The organism is Aggregatibacter sp. Marseille-P9115 (assembly GCF_920939465.1).
GTDB classification, from domain to species: Bacteria; Pseudomonadota; Gammaproteobacteria; order Enterobacterales; family Pasteurellaceae; genus Aggregatibacter; species Aggregatibacter segnis_B.
Window position 1 is genome coordinate 681,428 of the sequence record NZ_OV100759.1, and the last position, 24,074, is coordinate 705,501.

The following is a 24,074-nucleotide window of genomic DNA, read 5'->3' on the forward strand; positions in this document are numbered from 1 at the left end:
AATGGATAAGTAGCGGTAGAAATACCGCTATTTTTGTTTCAGTCGCCATTTGACATCGGTTACGCCTCTTTCTAACCGTTCTACTACGCCTTTTGTCAGCCAATGTTTTAACGCGCCACGCACCGAAACCGTATGCTTCGGACGAACGATAGGGTCTTGCCCGTCTTTTATTAAGACAATCTCAGTGATTTCATTAACCGTAAAATAATGGTCGGGTTGAGCTTTGAGTACCGCTAAGACCATTGGTCTTAATTTTCCACGGAATCTATGTTTGTAGGTTCGATATGAATAAACCTCTGTATCGTATTCATCGGTTAAGGCTTCATTTTCCATCACTTCAAGGGCATCGTTGAGTTTTTTGATTTTTCGTTCAACTAATTCGAGATGTTCTAGCACCTGTGTTCGTTCACGCTGTAAGCGATCGATTTTAGCCTGAATTTGGCTAAAGTAGATTTTATTTCCCATTACATTATCAACCTTTCTGCTTGTCTATGATTACCCTGCCAATAGCCTTGCCAGTCTGTTGTATTGTCGGTAGCAAGACATTGCCCGAGTGTACTGTTAAATAGGCTCAGATTATCCACACGGCGATTATCTTCTCGATAAGCACATTCGTTGGCGTAGTTATCAAGATACTTATTACTGATTTTATGATGTGTGCCAATAATCATACGTTTAAAACGGCTGAAATAGCTTTCTGCAAGATTGTTAGTGATACCTTCATCACTGCGATACTCTTTTTGATGGTTCACACGGCGCAAATCGTAGTGGATCATCAATTCGTCATAAGCGGAGTTTTCGTCCGCATGAATACGACTGCCTGCCTTGATATAGCTTATTGCCAATTTATTCACGACTCGACTATTTTCCGATAAAATCGGAAAGGTTAAGGTTTTCTTTGCGCCCACTAAATACGGATTTTCTGTGGTTTCTTCTTCAGTGTAACGGCTTCGCATGACCAAAATTGACCGCTTGTGAGGATTAGCATTTTCTTTCAATCGTCTATCCACGCGCTCCGATTTCTTATTCTTTGGTCGCGGGGCGGAATGCACATAAGTGCCGTCAATATGGATTTCACCCGAAAGCGGAAATAACTGTTTTTGAATTTGTAGGCTTTCACGGATTTTGTGCGCGAGCGTAAAAGCCGTCTTATATTGCACGTTTAAATCGCGCGAGAGTTGGCAAGCAGACAAGCCTTTAGCAGCATTAATGAATAAGGCAATGGCATAAAGATAGGTCTGAATAGATAACTTTCGGTCGGCAAAAATTGTGCCTGATGTCACACTAAAGGTATGATGACAATGTTTACACCGCCATTGATTGCGACTGGCAATGCGATAAGCAATATGTTGTACGCCACATTTCGGACACACCACATTTTCCTCACTTCCCCACCGAATTTGGCATAGCAATGCCCGAGCTTCGCTATCAGATAGCTGTGCCATCTTGATAGGCGAAAACTTGCGAGCTTTGCTGCTGAGAAGAAAATTCTGGGTCATAGTATTGAGGTCACACTTTTATTAAACTAAAATATGAAATATTATTCATATTGATTGTGCATAAAATATCACAATCATTCACTTTTTTCAATAGGAATGTGAAATAATGTGCATATCAAAACGTTTAAAGCAGATCTTAGAAGCCAAAAATATGACCGTTACTGAATTTTCTAATGTAACGGGAATCTCATATCGTTCGGCAATGAATTACTTGAATGAGGGACGCGATCCAAATGTAGATGCTCTAGTGAAAATTCATAAGGGGTTAGAAATCAGTATAACTTGGCTGCTCACAGGAAATGGATCAATGTTTCAAGCAGCAACTCAAGAAAGTTCGATTTCAGCACAAGAAGAAAAATTGATTGCAGACTACCGCTCAATGCCTGAAAACCTAAAAGATGCTTTCTCAATTTCTTTCAAAGAAATTTCCAATAAACAATAAATATTTAACTTGATATTAACTCAATAAGGAACAAAAAATGTCCCTACAAGCCTACAAGCCTACAAGCCTACAAGCCTACAAGCCTACAAGCCTACAAGCCTACATATAGCTTCTTTTATAAATCCCAACCTTGCAAATTTGTTTTGGGAGGTTGCTAATGACTAATGCTATTAAATTAGAAACAATCCTTAAAGATAGTCAATATAAACTAACTCAATTTACGCAAGGTCAGCTCGAAGAGTTAGAATCAAAAATCACCTCTAAGGAGCAAAAAGGTAAAACAGTCTATTTTGTTCCTTGTCTTATACGCAAAAAAGAAATTAAGCTTACTCCAGAGGAAATTGTTAGACAGCTTTATTTATCTACTCTCATTAATAAATACCAATATCCAATAGATAGAATTAATGTAGAAAGCATTGTTAATTTTGGTAGAGAAGAAAAGCGTGCGGATATTATTATTCAAGATAAAGATAATATAGGTTCAGCTTATATTATCGTTGAATTAAAAAAACCAAATTTAAAAGATGGTAAAGAACAATTAAAATCTTATTGCAACGCTACTGGTTCACCGATGGGAGTTTGGACAAATGGTGAGTCAATTTCATTTTATCACCGCAAAGATCCTAACTATTTTGAAGATATATCTAATATCCCTAATGTAAATGAAAAACTTTCAGATATATTAAACGAGCGCTACACAATAAGCGATCTAATTAAACGTGATAAATTAGTCAATGAGAGAAAATCATTAAAAGATCTTATTCTTGAAATGGAAGATGAGGTTCTAGCTAATGCTGGGGTAGATGTATTTGAGGAAGTATTTAAACTCATCTTTACAAAACTTTATGATGAAATGGAAAGCGGAAGAGATAAAAATAGATATCTAGAATTCAGAAATAATGGTGATACAGAAAATGAATTAAAAAACAAAATCCAGTCTTTATTTGATGAGGCAAAAGAAAAATGGCGCGGAGTATTTTCTGAAGATGCAAAAATCCAACTTACACCATCACATTTATCTGTTTGTGTATCATCTCTTCAAGATGTTAAGTTATTCAATTCTAATTTAGATGTAGTAGATGAAGCCTTTGAATATCTAATTAGTAAATCAAGCAAAGGTGAAAAAGGTCAATATTTCACACCTCGTTACGTTATTGATATGTGTGTAAGAATGCTTAATCCGACAAAATATGAAAGTATTATTGATACTGCGGCAGGTAGCTGTGGATTCCCTGTACATACAATTTTTCATGTATGGGAAAAAATTCTAAAAGAGCAAAGATTAAATAAGAGTCATTTATTTACCAGTGAAGAAAAACCTAGTGATTGTATAAAATATGTAACGAATAAAGTTTTTGCAATAGATTTTGATGAGAAAGTTGTTCGAGTTGCAAGAACATTAAATCTTATTGCAGGTGATGGACAAACAAATGTTCTTCATTTGAATACTTTAGACTGGGAAAGATGGGATGAAAAAACAGGTAATGAGAAAAAAGGAATTGTTAGTGATACAGAATGGGTAGAAACTTATAATAAAGGTTGGGTAAACATAAAAAAACTCCGTACGAGTAAGGAAAGTAATAGAGATTTTCAATTTGATATTGTAATGGCAAACCCACCATTTGCTGGAGATATAAAAGAAAGCCGTATTTTAGCTAAATATGAATTAGGCAAGAAACCGAACGGCAAAGCGCAAACTAAAGTTGGACGCGATATTCTTTTTATCGAACGCAATTTGGACTTTTTAAAAGACGGCGGACGCATGGCGATAGTATTACCGCAAGGACGTTTCAATAACAGCTCTGACAAAGCCATCCGCGAATTTATTGCAGAACGTTGTCGTATCCTTGCAGTAGTTGGTTTGCATGGGAACGTCTTTAAACCACATACCGGCACCAAAACCAGCGTTTTATTCGTGCAAAAATGGCATGATGAACTTTGCCCGAAAGTCGAAGACTACCCGATTTTCTTTGCCACAATGCAGGAGCCGAGTAAAGACAACAGCGGCGATAAAATCTTTGTCCGTAATGAAGACGGTACGCCTGTGCTGGATAGTCACGGGCATTTAATCGTTAAGCACGACCTGTTTAACCACGACGGCAAAACTCAAGATGGGATAGCTGAAGCCTTTTTAGAGTTTGCTAAAAAAGAAAAATTGTCTTTTGTGGGAAAGCCCTAAGCCCCTTTGATGCTGCGAAATACCAGCAGTTGTTGGAGGGGTTGGAGGTGAGAGTATTACAGTATTCAAGTCTAAAAAATGAAATAGATAAAACTTTTCGATTGGATGCTGAACATTATAGAAAAAAATATCAAATCTCTATTTCAAAATTATCAAATTTAACAACTCAAAGATTAGGTAGCTTATTGAGTATTCCTGTTTGCACGGGACATACTCCATCAATGCAGAACGATAGTTTTTATGGTGGTAGTGTAAAATTTATTAAGACTGACAATGTAAGAGAAAATAAAATTACTGATTTTTTCACTGATTATCTTTCTGATAAAGGAGCGAGTGAGTTAAAAAAGAGTAATCTTATATCAGGAGATGTTATTACAACTATAATTGGTGCAACTTACGATATAGTTGGCAGAACAGCTATGGTTACTGATGAGTTGCTTCCTGCAAATATTAATCAGAATATCGCCCTTATAAGATGTAATAGCAATAAAATAAATCCTTATTTTTTAAATTGCTATTTAAATACATATATAGGTAGAGCAATGCTTCACTATCATTCAAGACAAACAGAACAAGTTAATCTTAACTGTCGTGAAGTAGAGCGAGTGCTAGTTCCTATATTTAACAATGAATTTCAGAAATCTATTGAAGAATTATATAAAAAATCAGAAAAGATAATATTAGATTCTAAAATTGCTTACCAAACCGCCCAAAACCTGCTTTTAGAGCATTTAGGCTTAAAAGATTTTAATCCGCCGGCTCAAGCAGTCAATATCAAATCCTTTGCCGACAGTTTCGGTACATCGGGTAGGCTGGATGCGGAGTTTTATCAGGAAAAGTATGAAGGTTACCTGAAAAAGATTCAGGCTTATCCGTACGGTTGCGAACCGATAAGAACGGCTTGTAAATTGAAGGATGCGAATTACACGCCTAAAGATAATCAGACATACCAATATATTGAATTATCCAATATTGGAAATTTAGGGGAAATTACAGGGGCAAGCTTGGATTTAGGATGCAATTTGCCAAGCAGGGCAAGACGGAAAGCCAGTAAAAACGACGTGATTGTTTCAAGTGTTGAAGGCTCGCTTGCCAGTTGTGCCATCGTCTCGGAACAATACCATCAGGCGTTATGTTCAACTGGCTTTTATGTGGTGTCGTCTGAAAAAATTAATTCGGAAACTTTGCTGATATTGTTTAAATCCGAGCCTATACAGCAGCTTTTAAAACAAGGTTGCTCAGGTACAATTTTGACGGCTATCAATAAAAACGAATTTTTGAACATTCCCTTACCTTTAGTTGATGCAAATATCCAAACCCAAATCGCCGATTTAATCCGACAATCTAATTACTTACGTATTAAGAGTAAAGGATTGTTAGAAAAAGCTAAGAAAGCTGTTGAATTAGCAATTGAAAAAGATCAAGAATCAGCTTTAGATTTTATAAAAGGAAAACAAACTAATGACTGCAATGTACACTGATAATATAGAAAAATGGAAGTCATTATCTGATATAGATTACTTCACATATTTTGTTAAAAGTTGGATTTCATTTAATGCTTGGTATAAAAATTCTTATCCTAACTTAAAAACAGATAGAGAAGCCATTAATGAAATAAAATCATCTCCACAATGCTTATTTAGGAAGAGATTTTTAAGTTTACTAAATGGAAATAATGAAGATAGCTCGTACTTTAAAAATAATCTCGCCCACTTCCATTATTGTTTATTAAATAATCATATAGTATATGGCGGAGATAGACTATATTTTGAAGAATTCATGGTGGAGCTAGACAAAAGCAATTTAACACAAAACTATTCTAATAGAAATATTTCATATTACGTTCATATTGAATTAGAAAGAGTTGGTATAAAAAGAGTCACTGTCACAGTGAAAAATTCAAGTAAAACTTTATTATACTACACTCACAACGAGTATGATTTAGCGCATTTTAATCATGACAAAAGATTTAAATATTTAAGTGATTCTCAGAAACGTAAGATCAATGGAATTTTTGAAGAAGCTAATCCAAGAAAAAAGATTTCATTATTAACAAAATCTGAACCTTATTTAAAGATTGGAGAATATCAGTTTGTTGATAATGAAGATTTAATTTATAAAGCTACTTTAGAAATAATTTATAATTTAAGGAATGCTTTATTTCACGGGGAAATTGCCCCTGATAAAGATACAAATAAAGTTTACGAAGCAGCGTATAGAGTAATGAGACAATTAGTTATTGGACTTTAATATAAGATTGTTGTGTGAATACATTTATAATAGTCTTGCTCAATACTTTTAGTAAGCCCCAGTAAATCACTAAGCCAATTACTCGGCTAACTGGCAAGCATTATACCTTTCGGTTTATTGATTTCTACCACGATTTCCTTGTGGTGTTCATAGGTATTCAAAACCCAAACGCTTTGAGCCGATTTGAGATTCTCAAGTGGGCGATTTTTCATTTCCCACGTTTGGCTAACACCTTGCAACACAAGAAAATTCACATGGCTCATAACCTTAATTAATCAATATTCTTGCTGTTATAGTGATGGCGATAAGAGCTTTAAAGGGCATCTTTTTATTGCAAACTGAGTAAATTTTGAACTAGAATATTCACACTTTTAAGCAAATCTTCTCGTTTGCTTTTTCGGGAAATTTCCCATTTTTATATTTTTTGTTCAACCAATTTAACAAGAGAAAAACGGCTTATTGGGTAATAAGCCACTGTTTTTTTTTATGTATGTTGAACAAAAAATGAAAAAGAACAAAAAGACATATCTATCTGCTGTGCTTCGCAATTTACCTAGCGTTGCAATCTCGGATTTATCCGAATCCGAAATTCTCATTCTACTTAAAAATGCCCGTTGGGGAAATTCTCAGTGTTTTCATACCATTACATGCCCTCGTTGTCAGATTGAGCATAAAGCCTATTTCATTTCTTCTCGTAAGCAATGGCAGTGTAAACATTGCCAACATCGTTTTTCTGTAAAAAGTGGTACGATTTTTCAGCACACCAAACTTTCCCTAAGAAAGCTACTGTTAGCGGTTTATTATTTCACTATCAATAGTAAAGGGATTTCTGCTCTTAACTTATCTCGCCATCTTGGCGTGCAATATAAGACATCGTGGGCGTTACTGCATAAACTTCGTGAAGCAATTGAAAAGACACAAGACTTTACACCGCTAACAGGCATAGTTCATATCGACGGCTGTTATGTGAATCATTACATTCGCCCCAAAAACTTCAAACACCGCCGTATTGATAGACGTAAGAAATGCCACCAACGTAAAGATAAAGCCTGCGTGATGGTTTTCCGCCAACAAGCCGCAAATCAGGAAATAATAAAAGGAGCCGACCGCACGCTCGTTGCTTTAGTTAAAGAGGAGAATGCTGATGATACTTTTGCCTTAACACATCGCTTGGTCGTACCCAAATCTACAATTTGTGCTGATGAAAACCCTGCTTATGATGGCTTGGCATTTCATTATGATTTATGGCGCGTAAATCATTCACAAGAGTATTGTTCGATTGACGGCATCACCAATAACCTAGCTGAATCCTTCTTTGCCCGATTTAGAAGAATGATTATGGGCGTTTATCATAAGATGGGTAATAACTATATGATGCACTACGCCAATGAAGCTGCGTGGCGTGAGGATTTTCGTTATCAGTCGGATAAAGATAAATTCGACAACATATTAAAACGCTGTTTGAAAGCCAGACCTTCGCGAGATTTAACGGGTTACTGGCAGGGAAATAAGAAACCTACGGCAAAATTCGGATTGGAAAGTTTGTGCTTGGAAGCATCAAACGATAACCAATATTTAGCCGCAGCCTAAACAATTTAAAGCAACACAAGGAGCAATGATGGAAACCATGACACACACGCCACTTAACGTGGATTTAAAAAAGATGGACTATGAAACATTCAAAACTTTTATGCGAGAACTGGCTCAGATGTATTCAAACGTAAAAGATGATGCCTATCTGTTGTTCTATCACAATTTGCGCGACCTTGCGAAAGAAGTCAGTACTTTACCCCGTAATCCACTGATATTTTACGGAGCCTATGAAATCGCTAATAATCAGGTAGTCGTGGCGATATTTGAAATGCAATTTACCGATGAAGTGTTTGAAACCGAAGATGGGAAACCTTATCAGATGCTTTCTATTATTAGTAGTTTTGCAGAAGATAAAATCTATCTACGTTGCCCGACAAAAATTAGAGAACACCTCACCCAACCTGAATACGTTGCTCTCTGCGAACAGGCTTACCCTACAATGATGGAACAAATGTTGCTAGAGGAGCAACGTGAAAAATTGTTTAGAAGAAAACCGAAAAGCGAGTAATGGAAAAATGAGCAGAATTCTGTAAAATACAATTATAGTAAAAACAATGCCCTTATCGAAATAAGGGCATTTTTGTGCGATTTTGTTTAAATTTTGGTCTTTGTGCAACTGCTACATAATACCGCAAAAGTTTTGTAAAACGCATTGCACTTTTATATGTAACCCCCTAAATTTTCTCATATAAAAACCTACAAGCATTATTAAATCGATATCTAAGGTTTTTATGAAAAAATTATTAAAACCACTTTGTCGCACGCTTACAGCATCCTCTATTGCTCTGGCATTAAATCAATCCGCTTTTGCTGCCATTGTACGCAGCGATGTGGATTACCAAATTTTCCGTGATTTTGCCGAAAACAAAGGTAAATTCCATGTCGGCGCAACGAATGTGGAAATCCGAGATAAAAACGGCAATGCGTTGGGTACCCTTTTACCGAATTTACCGATGATCGACTTTAGCCCTGTTGATGTACAAATGCGTGTCGCGACTCTCGTTGATCCGCAGTATGTCGTGAGCGTAAAACATAACAGCGGTTACAAAAATGTTCGCTTTGGTATAAAAACCGGTCATAGCGACATTCCTGATGACACCTACAGATTAGTAGACAGAAATAATGATGGTCCTCCAGATATTTGGTGGAAATACGATCGTCGTCATGAAGACTACCATTCTCCTCGCTTACACCGTTTTGTCACTGAAGTTGTTCCAATGCCAACAACAACGGCAGGAACAGATCCGAATACTTACATGGATACAGCGTGTTTCCCTTATATACTTAGGGTCGAGGCAGGAAAACAATTCCGTGAAAGCGCAGATAAAGACCGTGAAGAATTACAAGGTGCTTATAACTACGTCATCGGTGGATAATCCTATGACTTACAGCCTAAAAACAGGGATTCCTCGATTTATACGGCAATTTATTTGATAAACCCCTTACCAACTATGCTGTTCCAGGAGACAGTGGCTCACCGATTTTTACCTTTGATAAGCAACAAAATAAATGGGTCTTTTTAGGCACTTATACCTATTGGGGTGGGTATAAAAACACCACTTGGCAGGAATACATTATTTATCGCAATGATTTTAATCAACAGCGATATGCTGAAGATATTGTGGGTCAAATTTCTGCAGATAACAATGAAGAGTTCATTTGGGAAGCAGCAGATAAAACCTTAGTCGTTGATTTAATTGATGCTTCTTTAAAAACAGCAGAAGATCAACTTAACTATGGTAAAACCGCTTATTTAAACGGGAATAATGGCTTATTAAAACTCCAAGGCGACATTAATCAAGGCCTGGAGAGCTTTATTTTAACAGAAATTATACCGTCAGCGGACAAAATACAAATACCACATGGACAGGCGCAGGAATATCCGTTGCTGCGGGAAAACAAGTTAATTGGCAAATTCGCAATAACGACATTTTATCTAAAATTGGCAGCGGTATACATGTTAATGGAACCGGGAAAAATGACGGTAAAATCAGCGTTGGTGATGGCACCGTTATTTTAAACCAAAAAGCAGACGAAAATGGCAATAAACAGGCATTTAAAGAAGTCGGTATTGTGAGTGGTCGTCCAACGGTTATTTTAAATGATGCCGAACAAGTTAATCCGGATCGTATCTATTTTGGTTTCCGTGGTGGTCGTTTAGATCTTAACGAGAATAACTTAACGTTTAAGCGCATTCGTAACGTTGATGAAGGCGCAATGATTGTCAATCATAATGCGAATCAAGCATCAACGCTTACGCTAACAGGTCAAAACTTATTTCTCCCAGAACAAGTTACAATCCGTGAAGTTCAGAATTCAAATCGCCCTGCAGGATATCACTTATATCATTGGCAAAACGGCGGTGAAAATCGTTACTTTGTCTCTAAACACGACAATATGAAAGCGTCATTCCCTTGTAAACCGGATCAAGGCAGTACAGAGGATTGGGAAATCGTAGCAACAGATCGCGAAGAAGCAATTAATATTGTTACCCAAAGGGAAATACAACGAAAAGATGTGACGATTAATGCTTTCGATGGTTATTTAGGCGAAACAAATGCCGCTCTCCATAACGGGAAATTGAACATTAATATCAATGCCGTAAACAATCAATCAACTTTCCGGTTTACCGGCGGTAGTCAGCTTAACGGTGACGTCACATTAAATCAGGGTATTGCGCTATTCTCCGGCAGACCTGTTCCTCATGCCAATGATTATTTAAATGGTAACAAAGGGAAAAATGTCGTCTTTGATGATGAATGGATTAACCGCACTTTTAATGCCAACAACATTAATGTGAACAATGATTCTGTCTTTTATAGTAGCCGTAACGTTGCACAAGTTAATGCCAACTTCAATGCAAGTCAGAATGGTAAAATACAGTTAGGCTATAAAAGCGGTGATCCTGTTTGTACTAGCTCTGATTACACAGGAAAAGTCACTTGTAGCAAAGATGATATTTCAGCCAAAGCGTTAAATAGCTTTACGGCAACCGAAATCCGTGGCAATACCCAACTCACTGACCATGCCCAACTGATCTTAGGTAAAGCACATTTATTCGGTACGATTAACGGTACAGGCAATAGCTTAGTAAGATTGACAGAAAATGCGAATTGGACACTGACAGTGTGATAACCAAACTGCCCGCTTAAATCTAGAAAAAAAGCCATATTTTCTTAAATAACCAAGAAAACCCTACAGTCTATAATCACTTAACAATTAATGCGTTAAACGAAGAAGGAACATTTCATTATGCTTCCGTACTTACCAATCAACGCGGCGATAAAGTCACTGTAACCCATCCGGCAAGCGGTAATTTTGTACTAGATGTTAAAGATAGCGGTGGTGAAGCTAAATATGAAAAACTTAATTTACTATATGCCTCTAAAGCAACCAGGGATCCGGCATTAAAAGTTTCATTAGCCAGAAATCATGTAGATCTTGGAGCCTACGTTTAGTTTGATTGAACAAGATGGTATTTTCCGTCTCTACAATGCCAAATTAGAAAATGAAAAAATTGAAGCCGAACGTATCGCGAAAGAAAAAGAAGAGGCTCGTTTAGCGGAAGAAGCTCGTCAACGTAATGCAACAACAAAACCGGTAACATACAAACAAAAAGAGATCATTAGTGCAAATACCAATGCTGTGCTATCTGATACAGCGATGTTGATCGCACTTAATCTTGAGTTAGCCTCACGTTTAGATCGTACAATTCTGACTCAACGTTCCGGTATGTGGCTTTCTTATAACAATAGCGAGCATAAATATCATTCTGATGATTACAAAAACTTCCACAGTAAAAGTAATCAAGTTGCGTTAGGGGCTGAAACACCAGAAATGGCAAATGGTGTTGTATTAGGTACGATGGTAACTCACGCTCAAACCAATAATGAGTTTTCATCATTAAGTGGTAAAAACACCCTCTCCTTAGCGACCCTATACGCTAAACAACAAATTGATCAATTTAGTTGGGCTATTGATACAAGCTATGGTTGGTCGCGCAGTAAAATTGATGGAGAGCATAAATTTGATCGCAATATCGTAAATGTCGGTCTAAATATGGCTTATGACGTGATAATAAATAGTCTGCAAATTACACCAATGCTCGGCGTTCGTTATCATCAAATCAGTTCAAGCGAAGGCGAGTTAAATGGCGTTATTGTGAAAAACCCGGCAATCAAGTTGCCGACCTACCACACAGGCGTAAAAGTAGGCTATCACTTTAACGTCAACGGTTGGGAAATTACACCGGAGATCTCAACTTACTACGTTTCTACAGGAAATAAATCTTATAGCCAACGTATTAATGAGCAAGAATTTGAGCAAACATTTGGTGATTATACTTACCATGAGGCAAACCTCAGCTTTGGTTATAAACCTTGGAAAGTCTCAATGTATGCTGGCAATAGCCGAGGTAAAAACAAAGAGAAACAGAACCAATTTGGTGTAAAACTCAACTATAGTTGGTAAAACACCTAAAAAAACGACCGCACTTTAACCTGTCCCAAAACTTGGACAGATATTAAATATTGAGCTCTGTCCAGCACAGAGCTCAAATTTTTTAATCTGAGTTTAAGGCATACCTCGTTATAATAACGAATATAGCCATGCATACCGGCTCTAATTCATCAATATTATTGAACTGGCTGGAATGATTTTAAGGTGTTAAAGGCACTCGCTATCACAGCATTGATATAACAATTCTCCAACCGAATTATGCTTCGTCATATCATTGGGCTTACTTTGCCTTATTTTACTTTTTATCTGCGCGCATCGGAAAGGATAGCCTGGAATTACAACAGGATTTAAATAAAAACATTGACAATTTTAATCGCTTATTAGAAAAATTTAATACCGTTACTGCCCGTAAAAATCGCTCAGAAAAAGAGATGGTGAAAGCTCAAACCATGGCGGTGAGGCAACAGGGCTTAAGTAGAACTTTCAGCCAAAGACATGAAAACTATCCCTGACATCGAACCTTATAGCACGATAATGAAGAGAACCATTTGTTAGCACATCAATAAAATAGAACAAAGTAACTGAGCTTTTTGTCATGGAGCTTTGTAAATTTATGATACTTCTTCTTTTCGGCATCCCAAAAAGCGCCATATTCCAACGGCAATGAAGGTGGCGGCGAGGTAAACTGTGAGATAGCCAAAGGCATGCGCGAGGCGGAGGGAGACAAAGCCTGCTAGGTAGGCGCCGAAGAGGGCGACGGAGAATTGTAATGCGCTGTCGAGCGTGGCGTAAGTTTGAGTGGATTTGTCCATAATCATGGCGAGCAAGCACGGCACAAGTAATGCGTAAGTCATACTTAATAATAAGATTGGTACGGCGATAAGATAAGTAAAATCCGTGCCGACATATTCAAATAAAATAAATAAGCAGAAGGCAAAAATTTGGCTAAATAATACCCATTGGGTGACGGAAACCCGAGAATATTTTTTGAGTAATAGACCACTTAGCGGCGCAAAAGCGATAGCACAAAGGGGTTCGAATACTGAAAGTAATAGCCCAATGTGTTGGCTGCTCCAGCCCAAGGCATTTAGACGCGGAATGAAACTACTGACCACCATGCCGCTGGGAATAAACACAAATAACAATAAAATCAACCAACGAAATGAAATGTGCGGTTGTTGCCAAAAATGGAAAAAGCGTGTGAATAAAAAACGCAATGACGGATTTTGCGGTTCAGCGGCAACTGTAGGTTCGGAATATAGGCTAATTTGTAGAATCAATAGTAGTGCAAAAACACTGATTAAATCCACCGCACTTTGCCAACCGTAATGATGATAAATCAGTAATACCAAACCGCCGCCAAGCATTTTACCCACGCGCCCTGCGATCACCTGAATGACACCGCCAAAGCCACGTTGCTCAAAAGGCAGGATAGCACAGGCTAATCCTAGCGTTGCGCAACCGAAAAATAGACTGCTTAGGTTCAATAGCACACACGCCACCATAAGCAGTGTAAAATCCCGTTGCGGTTGGATGAAATGCAACATGAATAAGGCAATAAAAATGATTATCGAGGAAAGACATAGCCAGCCACGAAATTGCCTGATACGCTTGAGACGATAGCGTTCAATTAACGGCGAAACGATGAATTTCGCCATTTCCATCCCACCGAGCAAATAGAACCAACTAAGCTGTTTAAGATCGAACCCCATCTCTTTTAACATGGTGATGAGACCAATCATATAAAACGCCACTATGCAGAATTTAAAACCGGCGGTCGTGGCAAGGATTGCCCAATCCTGCTTAGTGAGTGATGTTGCCTTGTTGGCATTGCCAAAACGCTGCATAACGTCCTTTTTGTTCTAAGAGTGTTTGATGCGTGCCTTGTTCGGCAATGCTGCCGTTTTCCAACACATAAATGTAATGCGCGCCCACAATGGTAGAAAGTCGGTGAGCAATAATCAACACGGTTTTGTCTTTAACCAACTGATCCAGCGCCTTTTGCACTGCCAGCTCATTACGAGTATCCAACGATGCTGTTGGTTCATCTAAAATGAGAATCGGTGCGTCTTTTAAAATCGCGCGGGCAATAGCAAGTCGTTGCTTTTCACCGCCGGAAAAATTACTCCCAATTTCATTAACTTGCGTTTGATAGCCTTGTGGTAATGCCTGAATAAAATCGTGGCATTGGGCAAGTTTACAGGCATGAATCACCTCTTCATCGGTGGCATTGGGTTTTGCCATTCGGATGTTATTTAATACGCTGTCTTGGAATAAATACACGTCTTGAAACACCACAGAAATTAAGCGCATGAGCTGTTCTTGGCTAACATCCCGAATATCGATACCGCCGATCGTAATTCTCCCTGATTGCGGATCAGCATAACGCAACAACAAGCGAAGTAATGTTGTTTTACCACAACCGCTAGTACCCACAAAAGCGTTGAGGCTGTTAGGTTTTATGTCCAGATTAATGTTGTTTAGGATGTTTTTTTCGGCATTGTAACCAAAGCGGATATGCTCATAACGAATGCGATAATCTGTGGGTAATCTGCTGCCATGATTTTCCGCCAATTCAGGTAATGCCATCAGTTTTTCAAATTTTTCACAGCTGATCACAAAAATTTCTAAGAGTGAAGACATTTGCACAAAGAAGTTCAACACATCTGAAATTCGCGCAATTAAAATCAGTACCGTGGCTAATAATACCCAATGGGCGCTACCGGAAATCACCCAAAATGTGCCAACAATTAATACCGCAATAAGACTTAATTGAATGCTTGAGGTAATAATCAAATTCGGACGCTCGCCTTTTTTTGTGCCGATGCGTTGAATGTTTGCCACATCTTCAATCACACGGTTGAAAATATATTGTTTGTTTTCAGTCTGCCCTGTTGATTTCAGAATTTCCAAGCCCTGCACAAACTCAATGGTTTCGCCTTTAAGTCGCTGATTAGCTTCTGCCAAAATACTAAATCCACGACGGAAAGCTTTTCTCCGCCACAAATAAAGTGGCACGATAAGCGGAAAAATAATGAAGATCAGCAGCCCAAAGCGGTAATCAAAGAAACAAAGACAAAGGGCGGCAGATACCGGTGTTACGATGCCATAAATTAGAATACTGATTAAACTGAATGCGTAATTCGTCGCCTCATTAATACTTTGGATGGCAACGGCACTGAGTTCGCCTGCACGAAATCCACTGAGGACAGCAAGAGATACGCGGCGGAGTTTTTCGCCCAGTTGACGTCTTAATTGATATGTCGCCAAAAATGAATCGCCTTTGGTATCATAGTATTCCGCCCAAATGCGGAAAAGGAGGCTGGCGACGAAAAGCACGCCACATAAAACACTCCAAAAAATGACCGCACTTTGCCCTACCTCGGTTTGTTCTAATGCCAAAAGCAGCGGATACAGCAAGCCGATAGCCACGCCGAATAAGGTTGCAGACAGCGCTGCAAAAGCAAGACAGCGTAAGAATGCGCTTTGTTGCTGTTGGGCGGCGGCAAATAAGGAGTGATAAGTTTGCCACAGGCCTTTTACTCGTTGAGTTTCAGGATTAAAGTAAGATTGCATAACATTCTCTAATGTATCGTCCAAGATTTTGCCTGTTGATATTCCGCCCAAAGGGTTTGATAGGCGACATTGGTTTGCAACAAGGCTTGGTGATTGCCTTGAGCAATGATTTTGCCGTTCTCTAAATAAAGAATTTGGTCGGCTTGGGTAATGCTAGACAGGCGATGGGCCACCATGATCACTGTTTTATTTTGCATCAGTGCATGAAATGCCTGCATTAAATCCGCCTCGTTTTTCGCATCGGAAAAGGCTGTGGGTTCGTCTAACAATAAAATCGGGCGATTTTGTAAAAAGGCGCGGGCTATACTGATACGTTGTTTTTGTCCGCCTGACAATAATTGTCCACGTTCACCCACTTTCGTTTGATATTGCTCCGGCAAGGTCATAATAAAGTCGTGAATACGGGCTTGTTTGGCGGCATTGATAATCGCTTCCTCCGTCACATTTTCTATGCCGTAAGCAATGTTTTCAGCAATAGAGCAAGAAAATAAGAAATTATCCTGAAATACGGCCGAACAATATTTCATGAGTTGATCCTGTTCCATATGACGAATATCCGCACCACCTAAGGTGATTTTTCCGCTATCGACATCCCAAAAGCGCAACAACAAATTGAGCAACGTAGTTTTGCCGGAGCCTGAGGTGCCAATGATCGCGGTAAAACTATTTTGCGGCACGCTGAAGTCAATATTTTTCAGCGTTGCTTTGTCGGCATCATAGCTGAAATTGACCTGTTCAAATTGAACCGCATACCCCTTCGGCATTTGTAATGGCAAAAGTGCGGTGGCATTTTCCAACGTTTTTATTTCGTTAATGCGCTCAATGGCGGCGCGGGAGCGTTCCAACAAATGAAACAGCCCCCATGTACGGATGCATGGTTTCAATTAACCCGGCGGCTAACACTAAAAAGGCAAAAAAGCCAAAAGTGGAAAGCAGCGCAAGCGAGTGTAAATACACGCCTAACACGATCAAAAACAACATGATCGGCATTGGCGTAAAAAGCGAACGGGCAAGACGTGTTGGTGCGCCCACTTTGGCTAAAAAAGCGAAGATGATCTGATTAAAATTTTCCAATGCGGTGCTAAAACGGCTGTACGAACTTTGTCCCGCATCAAAGGTGCGAATCGTGCTCATACCTTGAATATATTCAATAATAGCGCTATTGATTCGACTCACGGCAGCACCGTAATCACGATAATTCAATCGACTTTTTTGCATTAAACGTTGCAGAATCGTAAATAACACGACAAGGAAAATCAGTACAGCCAATGCCATGGGCCAATTTAACCAAAACAATGCCGCCAACACGAAAATCGGTGTGGAATAAGCCTCCGCTTTAAGAGGGGGCGCATCGGCAACAAAGGTGTGCAATTCGTTTACGTCATCGCACAGCACTTTGGTTAAACCGCCTGAACCGATTTCATTGACTTTGCCTAACGATAATTGACTGATTTTTTTCGCAAGCTGTTGGCGTAGCATTTTTTCCAATTCAAAGGCCGCATAATGAGATTTGTCGTGCGCTTTAATTTTGCAGGTGTAATACAAAATGGAAATGGCAAGCAGCGCAAGAATCTGCCAATAAGGAAACGTAAGAGATTGGCTGACGGTGAACACAATATGGATCATCAAAAGCCAAATCCCGATTTTTAAGCCTTGCGCGAAGGTTGCCAACCACATTGAGGCGCGTAATTGCGCAGCAACAGGTTGGCAAATTTGTTGGTGTTGCTGACTCATTGCTTAGAATCTTAACTCGGTGGATAGTCCAATTTGACGTTCCGGCTGACGAGTAATGTCGCCAGAGCGCGGTACGAGTAAGATATCTTTGCGTGAGTTAAGCACGTTGTCGGCATAAAGCGTGATTCTGGCATGCTTAAAGTCGTACGCTAAATAAACATCAAGTTGGTCATAATGCCCTACTTTACCATTGGCTAAGTTGTCGGCAGTGGAATAATAACTACTGTTATAGCTGTAATTAGTGCCAATTTCTAGGTGGTCAAGAAGACGATAATTGGCCCCCACTTTTCCACTAAAACTTGGTGCACGAGCGAGTTTATTCCCTTCAATGCCGCTATTTGGATAACGTTTGATATCGGTTTTTAGCATCCCGATGCCCGCGTTGAGTACCAGTTTCTCCGTGGCCTGCCATTCGGTATTGATTTCCGCACCATAGGTGACGACTTTATCGGCATTGCGGATCACGATGGAATTTGGACCAAGGGTAAACGGTAACTGCATGTCTTTGTAGTCGTTATAGAATAGGTTGCTGTTAATGCGTAGGCGTTTATCTGCGGATGTCCAACGATGATAAAGTTCGTAGTTCCAGACATATTCTGCGTCATATTCATAGCTGGTGTATGGGACACCGAAGGTCACACCAGCACCGCCCGGGTTGTAACCTTTGCCTACTTTAAAGCCTAAGCGTTGATCATCGTTAATTTTCCATGCAATGTCTGCTTTTGGCAGGAAGACATTGTATTTTTTATCCCGATTGATGAAAAACATCGCACTTTTGCCTTTACGCTGATGATGTTCCTGTTCATAGCGAGCAGAAAGCGTCAATTCAAACGGAATATCAGGTGTAAAGGTAATTTCACCAAAGGCCGCCTTGGTTTTCGTTTTATCATTAAAATTTGTCGTAATCGGCGTGCGAGCAATGCGTCCGTTGAGCATCGTAACACTTTCATCTTGTTTCGCATTGAAATAGAACAAACCGAATAAACCACGGTATTTTTCGCTTTCGTATTTTACAATGGGTTCAATTTGGAATTCATTGCCATCAACGCGAGCCGGAACACCTCGACGATTTAGCGGCAATGCGGTGTTGAATGGCGACGTCGTTTTTCTATCGTGAATAAAGTGGGTATAAACCAATTTATTTTCCCATTTCCAATGCTCTGAGAGTTGATAGCCAATGTCCCAAATGGTGCTGGCAGAGCGTGTTTGGAATACTGGGCGTTCCGGCGTGTAACGTGGTGAATTAGGTTGTAACTCTGTTTCGCTTTGTGGCGCTCTTGCGTTTAAATGATTGAACGTTAAACGGCTATAGAGATCCGGCAATGCAGACGGGGTCCACAGTAATTTGGCGCGGGTATTGGTGGCTTTAAACCAACGTGGGTTACCAACGGGATCATAATGCGGTAAATCCACAGCAGTTTCTCGTTGTTGATGATCTACGCTTAAACGAAATGCTAATTCGTCTTTCACCACAGGGCCTGAAATCAGGGCTGCCGTTTGTGCCAATCGATGATTCCCTATATTCAATTTCGCTGTGCCCTCCCATTCTTGCGTTGGGTCATTGCTGGTCATGACCACTGCACCTGCAATGGCGTTACGCCCTTGGGCATAGCTTTGCGCCCCTCGGTAGATTTCCACCTGTTTCATATCCCAGAGGGATTTTGTACCGAATGCCAATTCGTTATAGCTGGAGGTTCTGCCGTCAATTTGCATATTCAAACGTGGGCGTGAACCGGCAAAAAATGCCACCGCACCTACAGCTGGACCGGATCCGTCAACGCCACGCACAGTAGGTAAGTCATTGCCCAAGCCGGTGTCTAAAATATTCACATCGCGTTTTAATAATTGGGTCGCGGACAGTAAATTGGCTTCTCGTTTGAGTTGAGTGGCGGTTACCACGGATGTGCTTGAACCAGTAGATGATTGACTACGTTCGAATTTTTCACCGGTGACAGTGATTTCATCTAGTACCGTGGTCTGCTGACTTTCTTCGGCATGAGTAGAAAAAGAATAGGCACTCATCAGGCAAAGGCTAATGAGGCTGAGTCGTGGGGATAACTTGTTCATGGGTTCTCCTAGACTTCATTTTGAGTTAAAGTTTACACTTATCGCGCTAAATGATTAATAATGTAAACCTAACACAATCACAATACGAAAGTAAATAAGAATTTTTCTCAAATTTAACATTTGACAATTAAAGGCTTTCGGCTATGTTATTGCCCCTTAAGGAGCGAACCATGAAAAAAGATATTTTTTTGAAACAGGTTGCCACTGAACTGTTTTATCAACAAGGTTGGAGATTAACGTCTGTCGCAGAAATTTGTCGGGCGGCGGGGGTGAGTCGGGTGACGTTTTATAAATATTTCCCCTCCAAGCAAGATTTAGTGAAATGTATTTTCGAAGAACAAAAAAATAATATGCGGCGGGAATTTGACAGACTGTTAGCCACAGAGGCAGATTTAGCCACGGTGATCCAGCAGATTTTGACGATGCAACAAGAATCCATGACCACTCTGTATTCCACCGCCGTATTACATGATTTAAATCATGATCAAGATGAAACCTTACAGGCTTTTTTTCGACAAATGGCACAGGAAAAATATCTCTATATGCACTATTTTTTCAGTACGTTACAACAACGCAAAAGTGTGCGTGATGATTTTCCTGTGATTTTAATTGATGTGTTGATTCAAAAAATGGATGAAATGATTCATTCTTCTGTCTTGCAACAACATTATGCCGGCAAAGAACAGCAACTCTTTAAAGATGTGTTACAGCTTTTTATGCATGGCATTGCTTATCAGAAAAACACTGCCTGATTTCTTGAGTAAGAACAGGTCAAAAACGGACCGCACTTTGGGGATATAGATCACTTCATTCGGTCGTTTTATTTTAACATTATGAAAAATCACTTTTTCAAATAATCCAACACTACCTTATGATGATCTGTGGTTTTAAATTTATCAAAAACGTGCGCAATTTTACCGTTTTCATCAATAAGAAAACTGATACGGTGAATACCATCAAAAGTACGCCCCATAAATTTCTTTTCTCCCCACACGCCAAATTGCTCAGCCACTTGATGATCTTCATCGGATAACAAAGTGAAATTTAGCGCTTTCTTTTCAATAAACTGTGCCAATTTTTTCGGGGCATCCGGGCTGACTCCTAAAATCACTACGCCCAAGTTTTCCAATTCCGATTTGCTATCCCGTAAACCACAGGCTTGTGTCGTGCAGCCAGGGGTTAACGCTTTTGGGTAAAAATAAACCAACACTTTTTTACCTTTAAACTGTTCCAAAGAAACTAATTCGCCATTTTGATTCAGTAAAGAAAAGTGCGGTGCGTTTTCACCGACTTTTAATGTATTCATTTAAAAATCCTCTTAAAAAAATAAAAAATTTCTTGCAAATTCAGGGTATTTTAGCGATCTTAAACAGCCATTAGCAAGCAAACACAACTCTTTTTTCCGGCAATGTAATTTCTTATTTAAACCGGAATCCAATAACAAAAAATGGAGGCTTTTATGTCAAATCATCCTTTATTTCAGGGAAGCATCGTTGCATTAGTGACACCAATGGATAGCCATGGCGAAGTGGATTTTGAAAATTTGAAAAAGCTGGTTGAATTTCACATTAATGCCGGCACGGATGCGATTGTTTCTGTTGGGACAACCGGCGAATCCGCCACCCTAAGCATTGACGAAAATGTAAAAGCCATCTTAAAGACCGTTGAGTTTGCCGCCGGCAGAATTCCGGTCATTGCCGGCACTGGTGCAAATGCCACCAGCGAAGCTATTACCATGACAAAATTGTTAAATAATAGCGGCATTTCCGGTTGTTTATCCGTTGTCCCTTATTACAACAAACCTACGCAAGAAGGCATGTATCAACACTTCAAAGCCATTGCTGAATGTACCGATATTCCGCAAATCCTGTATAACGTACCAGGACGTACCGGAAGTGATTTGCAACCGGAAACGGTTGGTCGTTTAGCCAAAATCAAAAATATTATAGGGATTAAAGAAGCCACCGGTGATGTTTCCCGCGTACAAAAAATCAAACAACTTGCCGGGAATGATTTCATCGTATTAAGCGGCGATGATGCGACCAGTTTAGAAGCTATGAAACTAGGTGCGGAAGGCGTGATTTCAGTCACAAATAACATTGCGCCTGTAGAGATGGCGAAAATGTGCCATTTAGCTCGTGAAGGTAAATTTGAAGAAGCTGAAAAAATTAACCAACGTTTAATGCCGCTACATAAAAATCTCTTTATTGAATCCAACCCTATTCCAGTAAAATGGGCCTGCTATAAACTTGGACTTATTCAAGAGCCTACTCTTCGTTTGCCTCTCACCGTACTCAGTGAAAAAGCACAACCGTCTGTATTAGAAGCCCTAAAACTTGCCGGACTACTTTAAATTGATATCGGGATCTACACATAGATCCCGAACTTTTCCCTCTCTCTTCTGTCGAAAGCAGACTTTCTCACTCTTGATTACACGCCAAAAGGATATGTTATGAAAAAATGGTTATTAACTTCAGCGATGGTTGCCTTATTAAGCGCCTGCTCTGCCAGCAATGAAAGTAAACAACAAGCGGGAGATAACTATCAAAAATCAAACCCCGAATTGCCATTTTTTGCGCCTCTAGCCACTGGCGGCGTCAAGTTACCGGCACAAAGCGCGGAATATCAATTACCTCAAGTCAAAATTACGAAAACAGAAAACGTGGATATTCGTCCTCCATCAATTCCATTAGCCATTATCAACGGTTCCATCACCCAATTTGATGGTGAACGAGCATTAATTGTTTATGAATCCAATAAAAAACAGGTGTATAACCTAAAACAAATTGAACGTTTACTGAAAGAACAAGAGATCGGTTATCACTTAGAAGGTAAGAAATTAGTGACTGATTGGACAGAGACCGGGCGCGTGGATGACTTAAAAAATACCCAAATACGCTATCAAATTGAAGAAGTGAATGCCCGCCAAGCCAATGCATTAACGGTTTCAGTGCTGCAAATGAAACGCGATGACACAGTTTTCACACCAAGCATTGCGGATAAACAACGTTATGCGTCTGACCGATTAAATCAATTCGTTGGAGAGCTTAACAGCACATATCAAAAACAGCAGCAAGAACTAAAAGGGGTACAATCCTCACCAATTCAATCCGCCATTGCAACAGATTCTAATGGCCGTACGGCACTGGTTTTGAATGCGCCATTCGAAAAAGCATGGCACCGTTTGGCTTCTGCATTACCGACATTAGGCTTTGAAATTACCGAAGAACAAGGTGCGCGTGGCATTCGTGAATTGGCTTATAAACCTTTATCTCAAGAAGAATGGCTGCGCATCGGCACACAACTTCCCGAACTAGAAAAAGGGGACTACCAAATGCAACTTGCCGCCGCCGGCAGACAAAGTGCGGTGGTTATTTCAGATGAAAAGAAAACCGCACTTTCCGGAAAACAAGCACAGATTATTTATCAGGCGTTACAAAACGTCTTAGCAAGATAATTAACCGGGTCACACAAAACGCCACATTCAATTGAACGTGGCGTTTTTCTTGCCCTAAACATCGGTATAAAAAACACGACCAAAAACGACCGCACTTTTATGCAAATTACACTCGCTTACCAAAAATCGCGGTGCCTACACGCACCATCGTAGAACCGCATTTAATGGCGCTTTGCATATCATCGGTCATGCCCATGGATAAAGTATCAATTTGGGCATGAGGTAGCGCCTGTTGCAAGGTTTCAAACAAGGTTCGCATTTGACGAAACGTTTGTTCCTGTTGTGCCACATCGTTTGTGGGTTCAGGAATCGCCATTAACCCACGCAGACGTAAGTGCGGTAGATTTTCCACGTGTTTTGCTAAAGGCAAAATATCATCCGGTTGTACACCGGATTTACTGGTCTCATTGCTGATATTCACTTGAATTAATACATTAAGCGGCACTTTATGCGGCGATCGTTGTTCATTTAAACGATCGGCAATTTTCGCGCGTTCAAGGGTTTGCATCCAATCAAAATATTCCGCCACCAAACGGGTTTTATTAGATTGTAACGGCCCGATAAAATGCCATTCCAATTCAATCTGATGTTGTTGGCAAAATTGAATCTTTTCAACGCCCTCTTGCACATAGTTTTCTCCAAATACCGTTTGGCCGGCTTCGTATGCGGTTAAAACATCTTCAATCGGTTTGGTTTTAGAAACGGCAAGTAATTTGACCGCACTTTGCGTTTTGGAATAGCATTCGCATTGTTTAATTTGCTCCCGAATATGAGCAAGATTTTGCGCAATCATAAGGCATCCTTGTAATAAAAATGGTG

General features: G+C 39.6%; 22 protein-coding genes and 2 pseudogenes. 14 read left to right on the forward strand and 10 right to left on the reverse strand.

All coding sequences use genetic code 11. The features are described from left to right. Positions 1 to 27: 27 nt before the first annotated feature. Together LQ983_RS03090 and LQ983_RS03095 are read right to left on the reverse strand one after the other, a co-directional pair. Positions 28 to 465, reverse strand: a complete 438-nt coding sequence (locus tag LQ983_RS03090; protein WP_230621590.1) for a DNA repair protein — start codon at positions 463 to 465, stop codon at positions 28 to 30. Beyond that, positions 465 to 1,499 carry an IS1595 family transposase gene (locus LQ983_RS03095; protein ID WP_230621591.1) on the reverse strand — a complete coding sequence of 345 codons (1,035 nt, stop codon included), beginning with the start codon at positions 1,497 to 1,499 and terminating at the stop codon, positions 465 to 467. Before LQ983_RS03095 ends, LQ983_RS03090 begins: the two co-directional genes overlap by 1 nt. Before the next feature lie 106 nt (positions 1,500 to 1,605). Between LQ983_RS03095 and LQ983_RS03100 the strand changes: the two genes are divergently transcribed. The 4 genes from LQ983_RS03100 (at position 1,606) to LQ983_RS03115 (ending at position 6,370) form a co-directional block, all read left to right on the forward strand. Continuing rightward, positions 1,606 to 1,941: a helix-turn-helix domain-containing protein gene (locus LQ983_RS03100; RefSeq protein WP_230621592.1), complete on the forward strand. Its 336-nt coding sequence runs from the start codon at positions 1,606 to 1,608 to the stop codon at positions 1,939 to 1,941. A gap of 157 nt (positions 1,942 to 2,098) precedes the next feature. Further along, positions 2,099 to 4,120, forward strand: coding sequence for an N-6 DNA methylase (locus tag LQ983_RS03105; protein WP_230621593.1), 2,022 nt, complete (start codon positions 2,099 to 2,101; stop codon positions 4,118 to 4,120). A 47-nt stretch (positions 4,121 to 4,167) separates the two neighbouring features. Further along, complete coding sequence (locus LQ983_RS03110) at positions 4,168 to 5,601, forward strand: restriction endonuclease subunit S (protein ID WP_230621594.1); 1,434 nt, start codon at positions 4,168 to 4,170, stop codon at positions 5,599 to 5,601. Continuing rightward, on the forward strand, positions 5,582 to 6,370 hold the full coding sequence (locus LQ983_RS03115) for a hypothetical protein (protein ID WP_230621595.1): 789 nt from the start codon (positions 5,582 to 5,584) through the stop codon (positions 6,368 to 6,370). The genes LQ983_RS03110 and LQ983_RS03115 overlap by 20 nt, the downstream gene beginning before the upstream one ends. A gap of 86 nt (positions 6,371 to 6,456) precedes the next feature. On the opposite strand, the gene LQ983_RS03120 is transcribed toward LQ983_RS03115, so the two are convergent. Then, on the reverse strand, positions 6,457 to 6,633 hold the full coding sequence (locus LQ983_RS03120; protein WP_230621596.1) for a hypothetical protein: 177 nt from the start codon (positions 6,631 to 6,633) through the stop codon (positions 6,457 to 6,459). 241 nt (positions 6,634 to 6,874) lie between these two features. Here LQ983_RS03120 and LQ983_RS03125 point away from each other — a divergent pair, with 241 nt between their 5' ends. The 7 genes and pseudogenes from LQ983_RS03125 to LQ983_RS03145 all read left to right on the forward strand — a co-directional run. Next, positions 6,875 to 7,960 (forward strand): IS1595 family transposase, encoded by a 1,086-nt coding sequence (locus LQ983_RS03125; protein WP_230621597.1) that lies wholly within the window; start codon positions 6,875 to 6,877, stop codon positions 7,958 to 7,960. Between the two features lie 28 nt (positions 7,961 to 7,988). After that, on the forward strand, positions 7,989 to 8,471 hold the full coding sequence (locus tag LQ983_RS03130) for a hypothetical protein (protein WP_050693835.1): 483 nt from the start codon (positions 7,989 to 7,991) through the stop codon (positions 8,469 to 8,471). Positions 8,472 to 8,694: 223 nt separating this feature from the next. Beyond that, positions 8,695 to 9,339, forward strand: coding sequence for a S6 family peptidase (locus tag LQ983_RS10050; protein ID WP_255664469.1), 645 nt, complete (start codon positions 8,695 to 8,697; stop codon positions 9,337 to 9,339). A gap of 101 nt (positions 9,340 to 9,440) precedes the next feature. Further along, a pseudogene (locus LQ983_RS03135) lies at positions 9,441 to 11,095 on the forward strand (S6 family peptidase); the annotation flags it as partial. A gap of 38 nt (positions 11,096 to 11,133) precedes the next feature. Beyond that, positions 11,134 to 11,421 carry a pertactin-like passenger domain-containing protein gene (locus LQ983_RS10060; RefSeq protein WP_370636678.1) on the forward strand — a complete coding sequence of 96 codons (288 nt, stop codon included), beginning with the start codon at positions 11,134 to 11,136 and terminating at the stop codon, positions 11,419 to 11,421. A gap of 1 nt (position 11,422) precedes the next feature. Next, positions 11,423 to 12,433, forward strand: a complete 1,011-nt coding sequence (locus LQ983_RS03140) for an autotransporter outer membrane beta-barrel domain-containing protein (RefSeq protein WP_230621599.1) — start codon at positions 11,423 to 11,425, stop codon at positions 12,431 to 12,433. A 256-nt stretch (positions 12,434 to 12,689) separates the two neighbouring features. Beyond that, positions 12,690 to 12,921 (forward strand): annotated as a pseudogene (locus tag LQ983_RS03145) (DNA recombination protein RmuC); the annotation flags it as partial. Positions 12,922 to 13,032: 111 nt separating this feature from the next. Here LQ983_RS03145 and LQ983_RS03150 read toward each other — a convergent pair. Genes LQ983_RS03150 through LQ983_RS03170 form a run of 5 tightly spaced genes read right to left on the reverse strand, consistent with a single transcriptional unit; the run spans position 13,033 to position 19,798 of the window. Next, complete coding sequence (locus tag LQ983_RS03150) at positions 13,033 to 14,268, reverse strand: MFS transporter (RefSeq protein ID WP_230621600.1); 1,236 nt, start codon at positions 14,266 to 14,268, stop codon at positions 13,033 to 13,035. After that, positions 14,225 to 16,021, reverse strand: coding sequence for an ABC transporter ATP-binding protein (locus LQ983_RS03155; protein ID WP_230621601.1), 1,797 nt, complete (start codon positions 16,019 to 16,021; stop codon positions 14,225 to 14,227). The genes LQ983_RS03150 and LQ983_RS03155 overlap by 44 nt, the downstream gene beginning before the upstream one ends. Further along, positions 16,006 to 16,845: an ABC transporter ATP-binding protein gene (locus tag LQ983_RS03160; protein WP_230621602.1), complete on the reverse strand. Its 840-nt coding sequence runs from the start codon at positions 16,843 to 16,845 to the stop codon at positions 16,006 to 16,008. Before LQ983_RS03160 ends, LQ983_RS03155 begins: the two co-directional genes overlap by 16 nt. Further along, positions 16,817 to 17,731, reverse strand: coding sequence for an ABC transporter transmembrane domain-containing protein (locus LQ983_RS03165; RefSeq protein WP_230621603.1), 915 nt, complete (start codon positions 17,729 to 17,731; stop codon positions 16,817 to 16,819). The genes LQ983_RS03160 and LQ983_RS03165 overlap by 29 nt, the downstream gene beginning before the upstream one ends. A gap of 3 nt (positions 17,732 to 17,734) precedes the next feature. Then, positions 17,735 to 19,798, reverse strand: a complete 2,064-nt coding sequence (locus LQ983_RS03170; protein WP_230621604.1) for a TonB-dependent receptor — start codon at positions 19,796 to 19,798, stop codon at positions 17,735 to 17,737. 170 nt (positions 19,799 to 19,968) lie between these two features. On the opposite strand from LQ983_RS03170, the gene LQ983_RS03175 reads away from it, so the two are divergent. Continuing rightward, entirely contained in the window at positions 19,969 to 20,550 is a 582-nt protein-coding gene (locus LQ983_RS03175; protein ID WP_230621605.1) for a TetR/AcrR family transcriptional regulator, read from the forward strand. Positions 20,551 to 20,639: 89 nt separating this feature from the next. Here LQ983_RS03175 and bcp read toward each other — a convergent pair whose 3' ends face one another. Next, the gene (bcp, locus tag LQ983_RS03180; RefSeq protein WP_230621606.1) at positions 20,640 to 21,104 is read right to left on the reverse strand and encodes a thioredoxin-dependent thiol peroxidase; all 465 of its coding nucleotides are present in this window, start codon (positions 21,102 to 21,104) and stop codon (positions 20,640 to 20,642) included. 153 nt (positions 21,105 to 21,257) lie between these two features. On the opposite strand from bcp, the gene dapA reads away from it, so the two are divergent. Then, a complete protein-coding gene (gene dapA / locus LQ983_RS03185) occupies positions 21,258 to 22,151 on the forward strand; it encodes a 4-hydroxy-tetrahydrodipicolinate synthase (protein ID WP_032997772.1) in 894 nt (297 codons plus the stop codon). Positions 22,152 to 22,250: 99 nt separating this feature from the next. Then, a complete protein-coding gene (bamC, locus tag LQ983_RS03190) occupies positions 22,251 to 23,255 on the forward strand; it encodes an outer membrane protein assembly factor BamC (protein ID WP_230621607.1) in 1,005 nt (334 codons plus the stop codon). A gap of 106 nt (positions 23,256 to 23,361) precedes the next feature. Here bamC and LQ983_RS03195 read toward each other — a convergent pair whose 3' ends face one another. Beyond that, positions 23,362 to 24,048 carry a YggS family pyridoxal phosphate-dependent enzyme gene (locus LQ983_RS03195; RefSeq protein WP_230621608.1) on the reverse strand — a complete coding sequence of 229 codons (687 nt, stop codon included), beginning with the start codon at positions 24,046 to 24,048 and terminating at the stop codon, positions 23,362 to 23,364. Between the last annotated feature and the right edge of the window lie 26 nt (positions 24,049 to 24,074).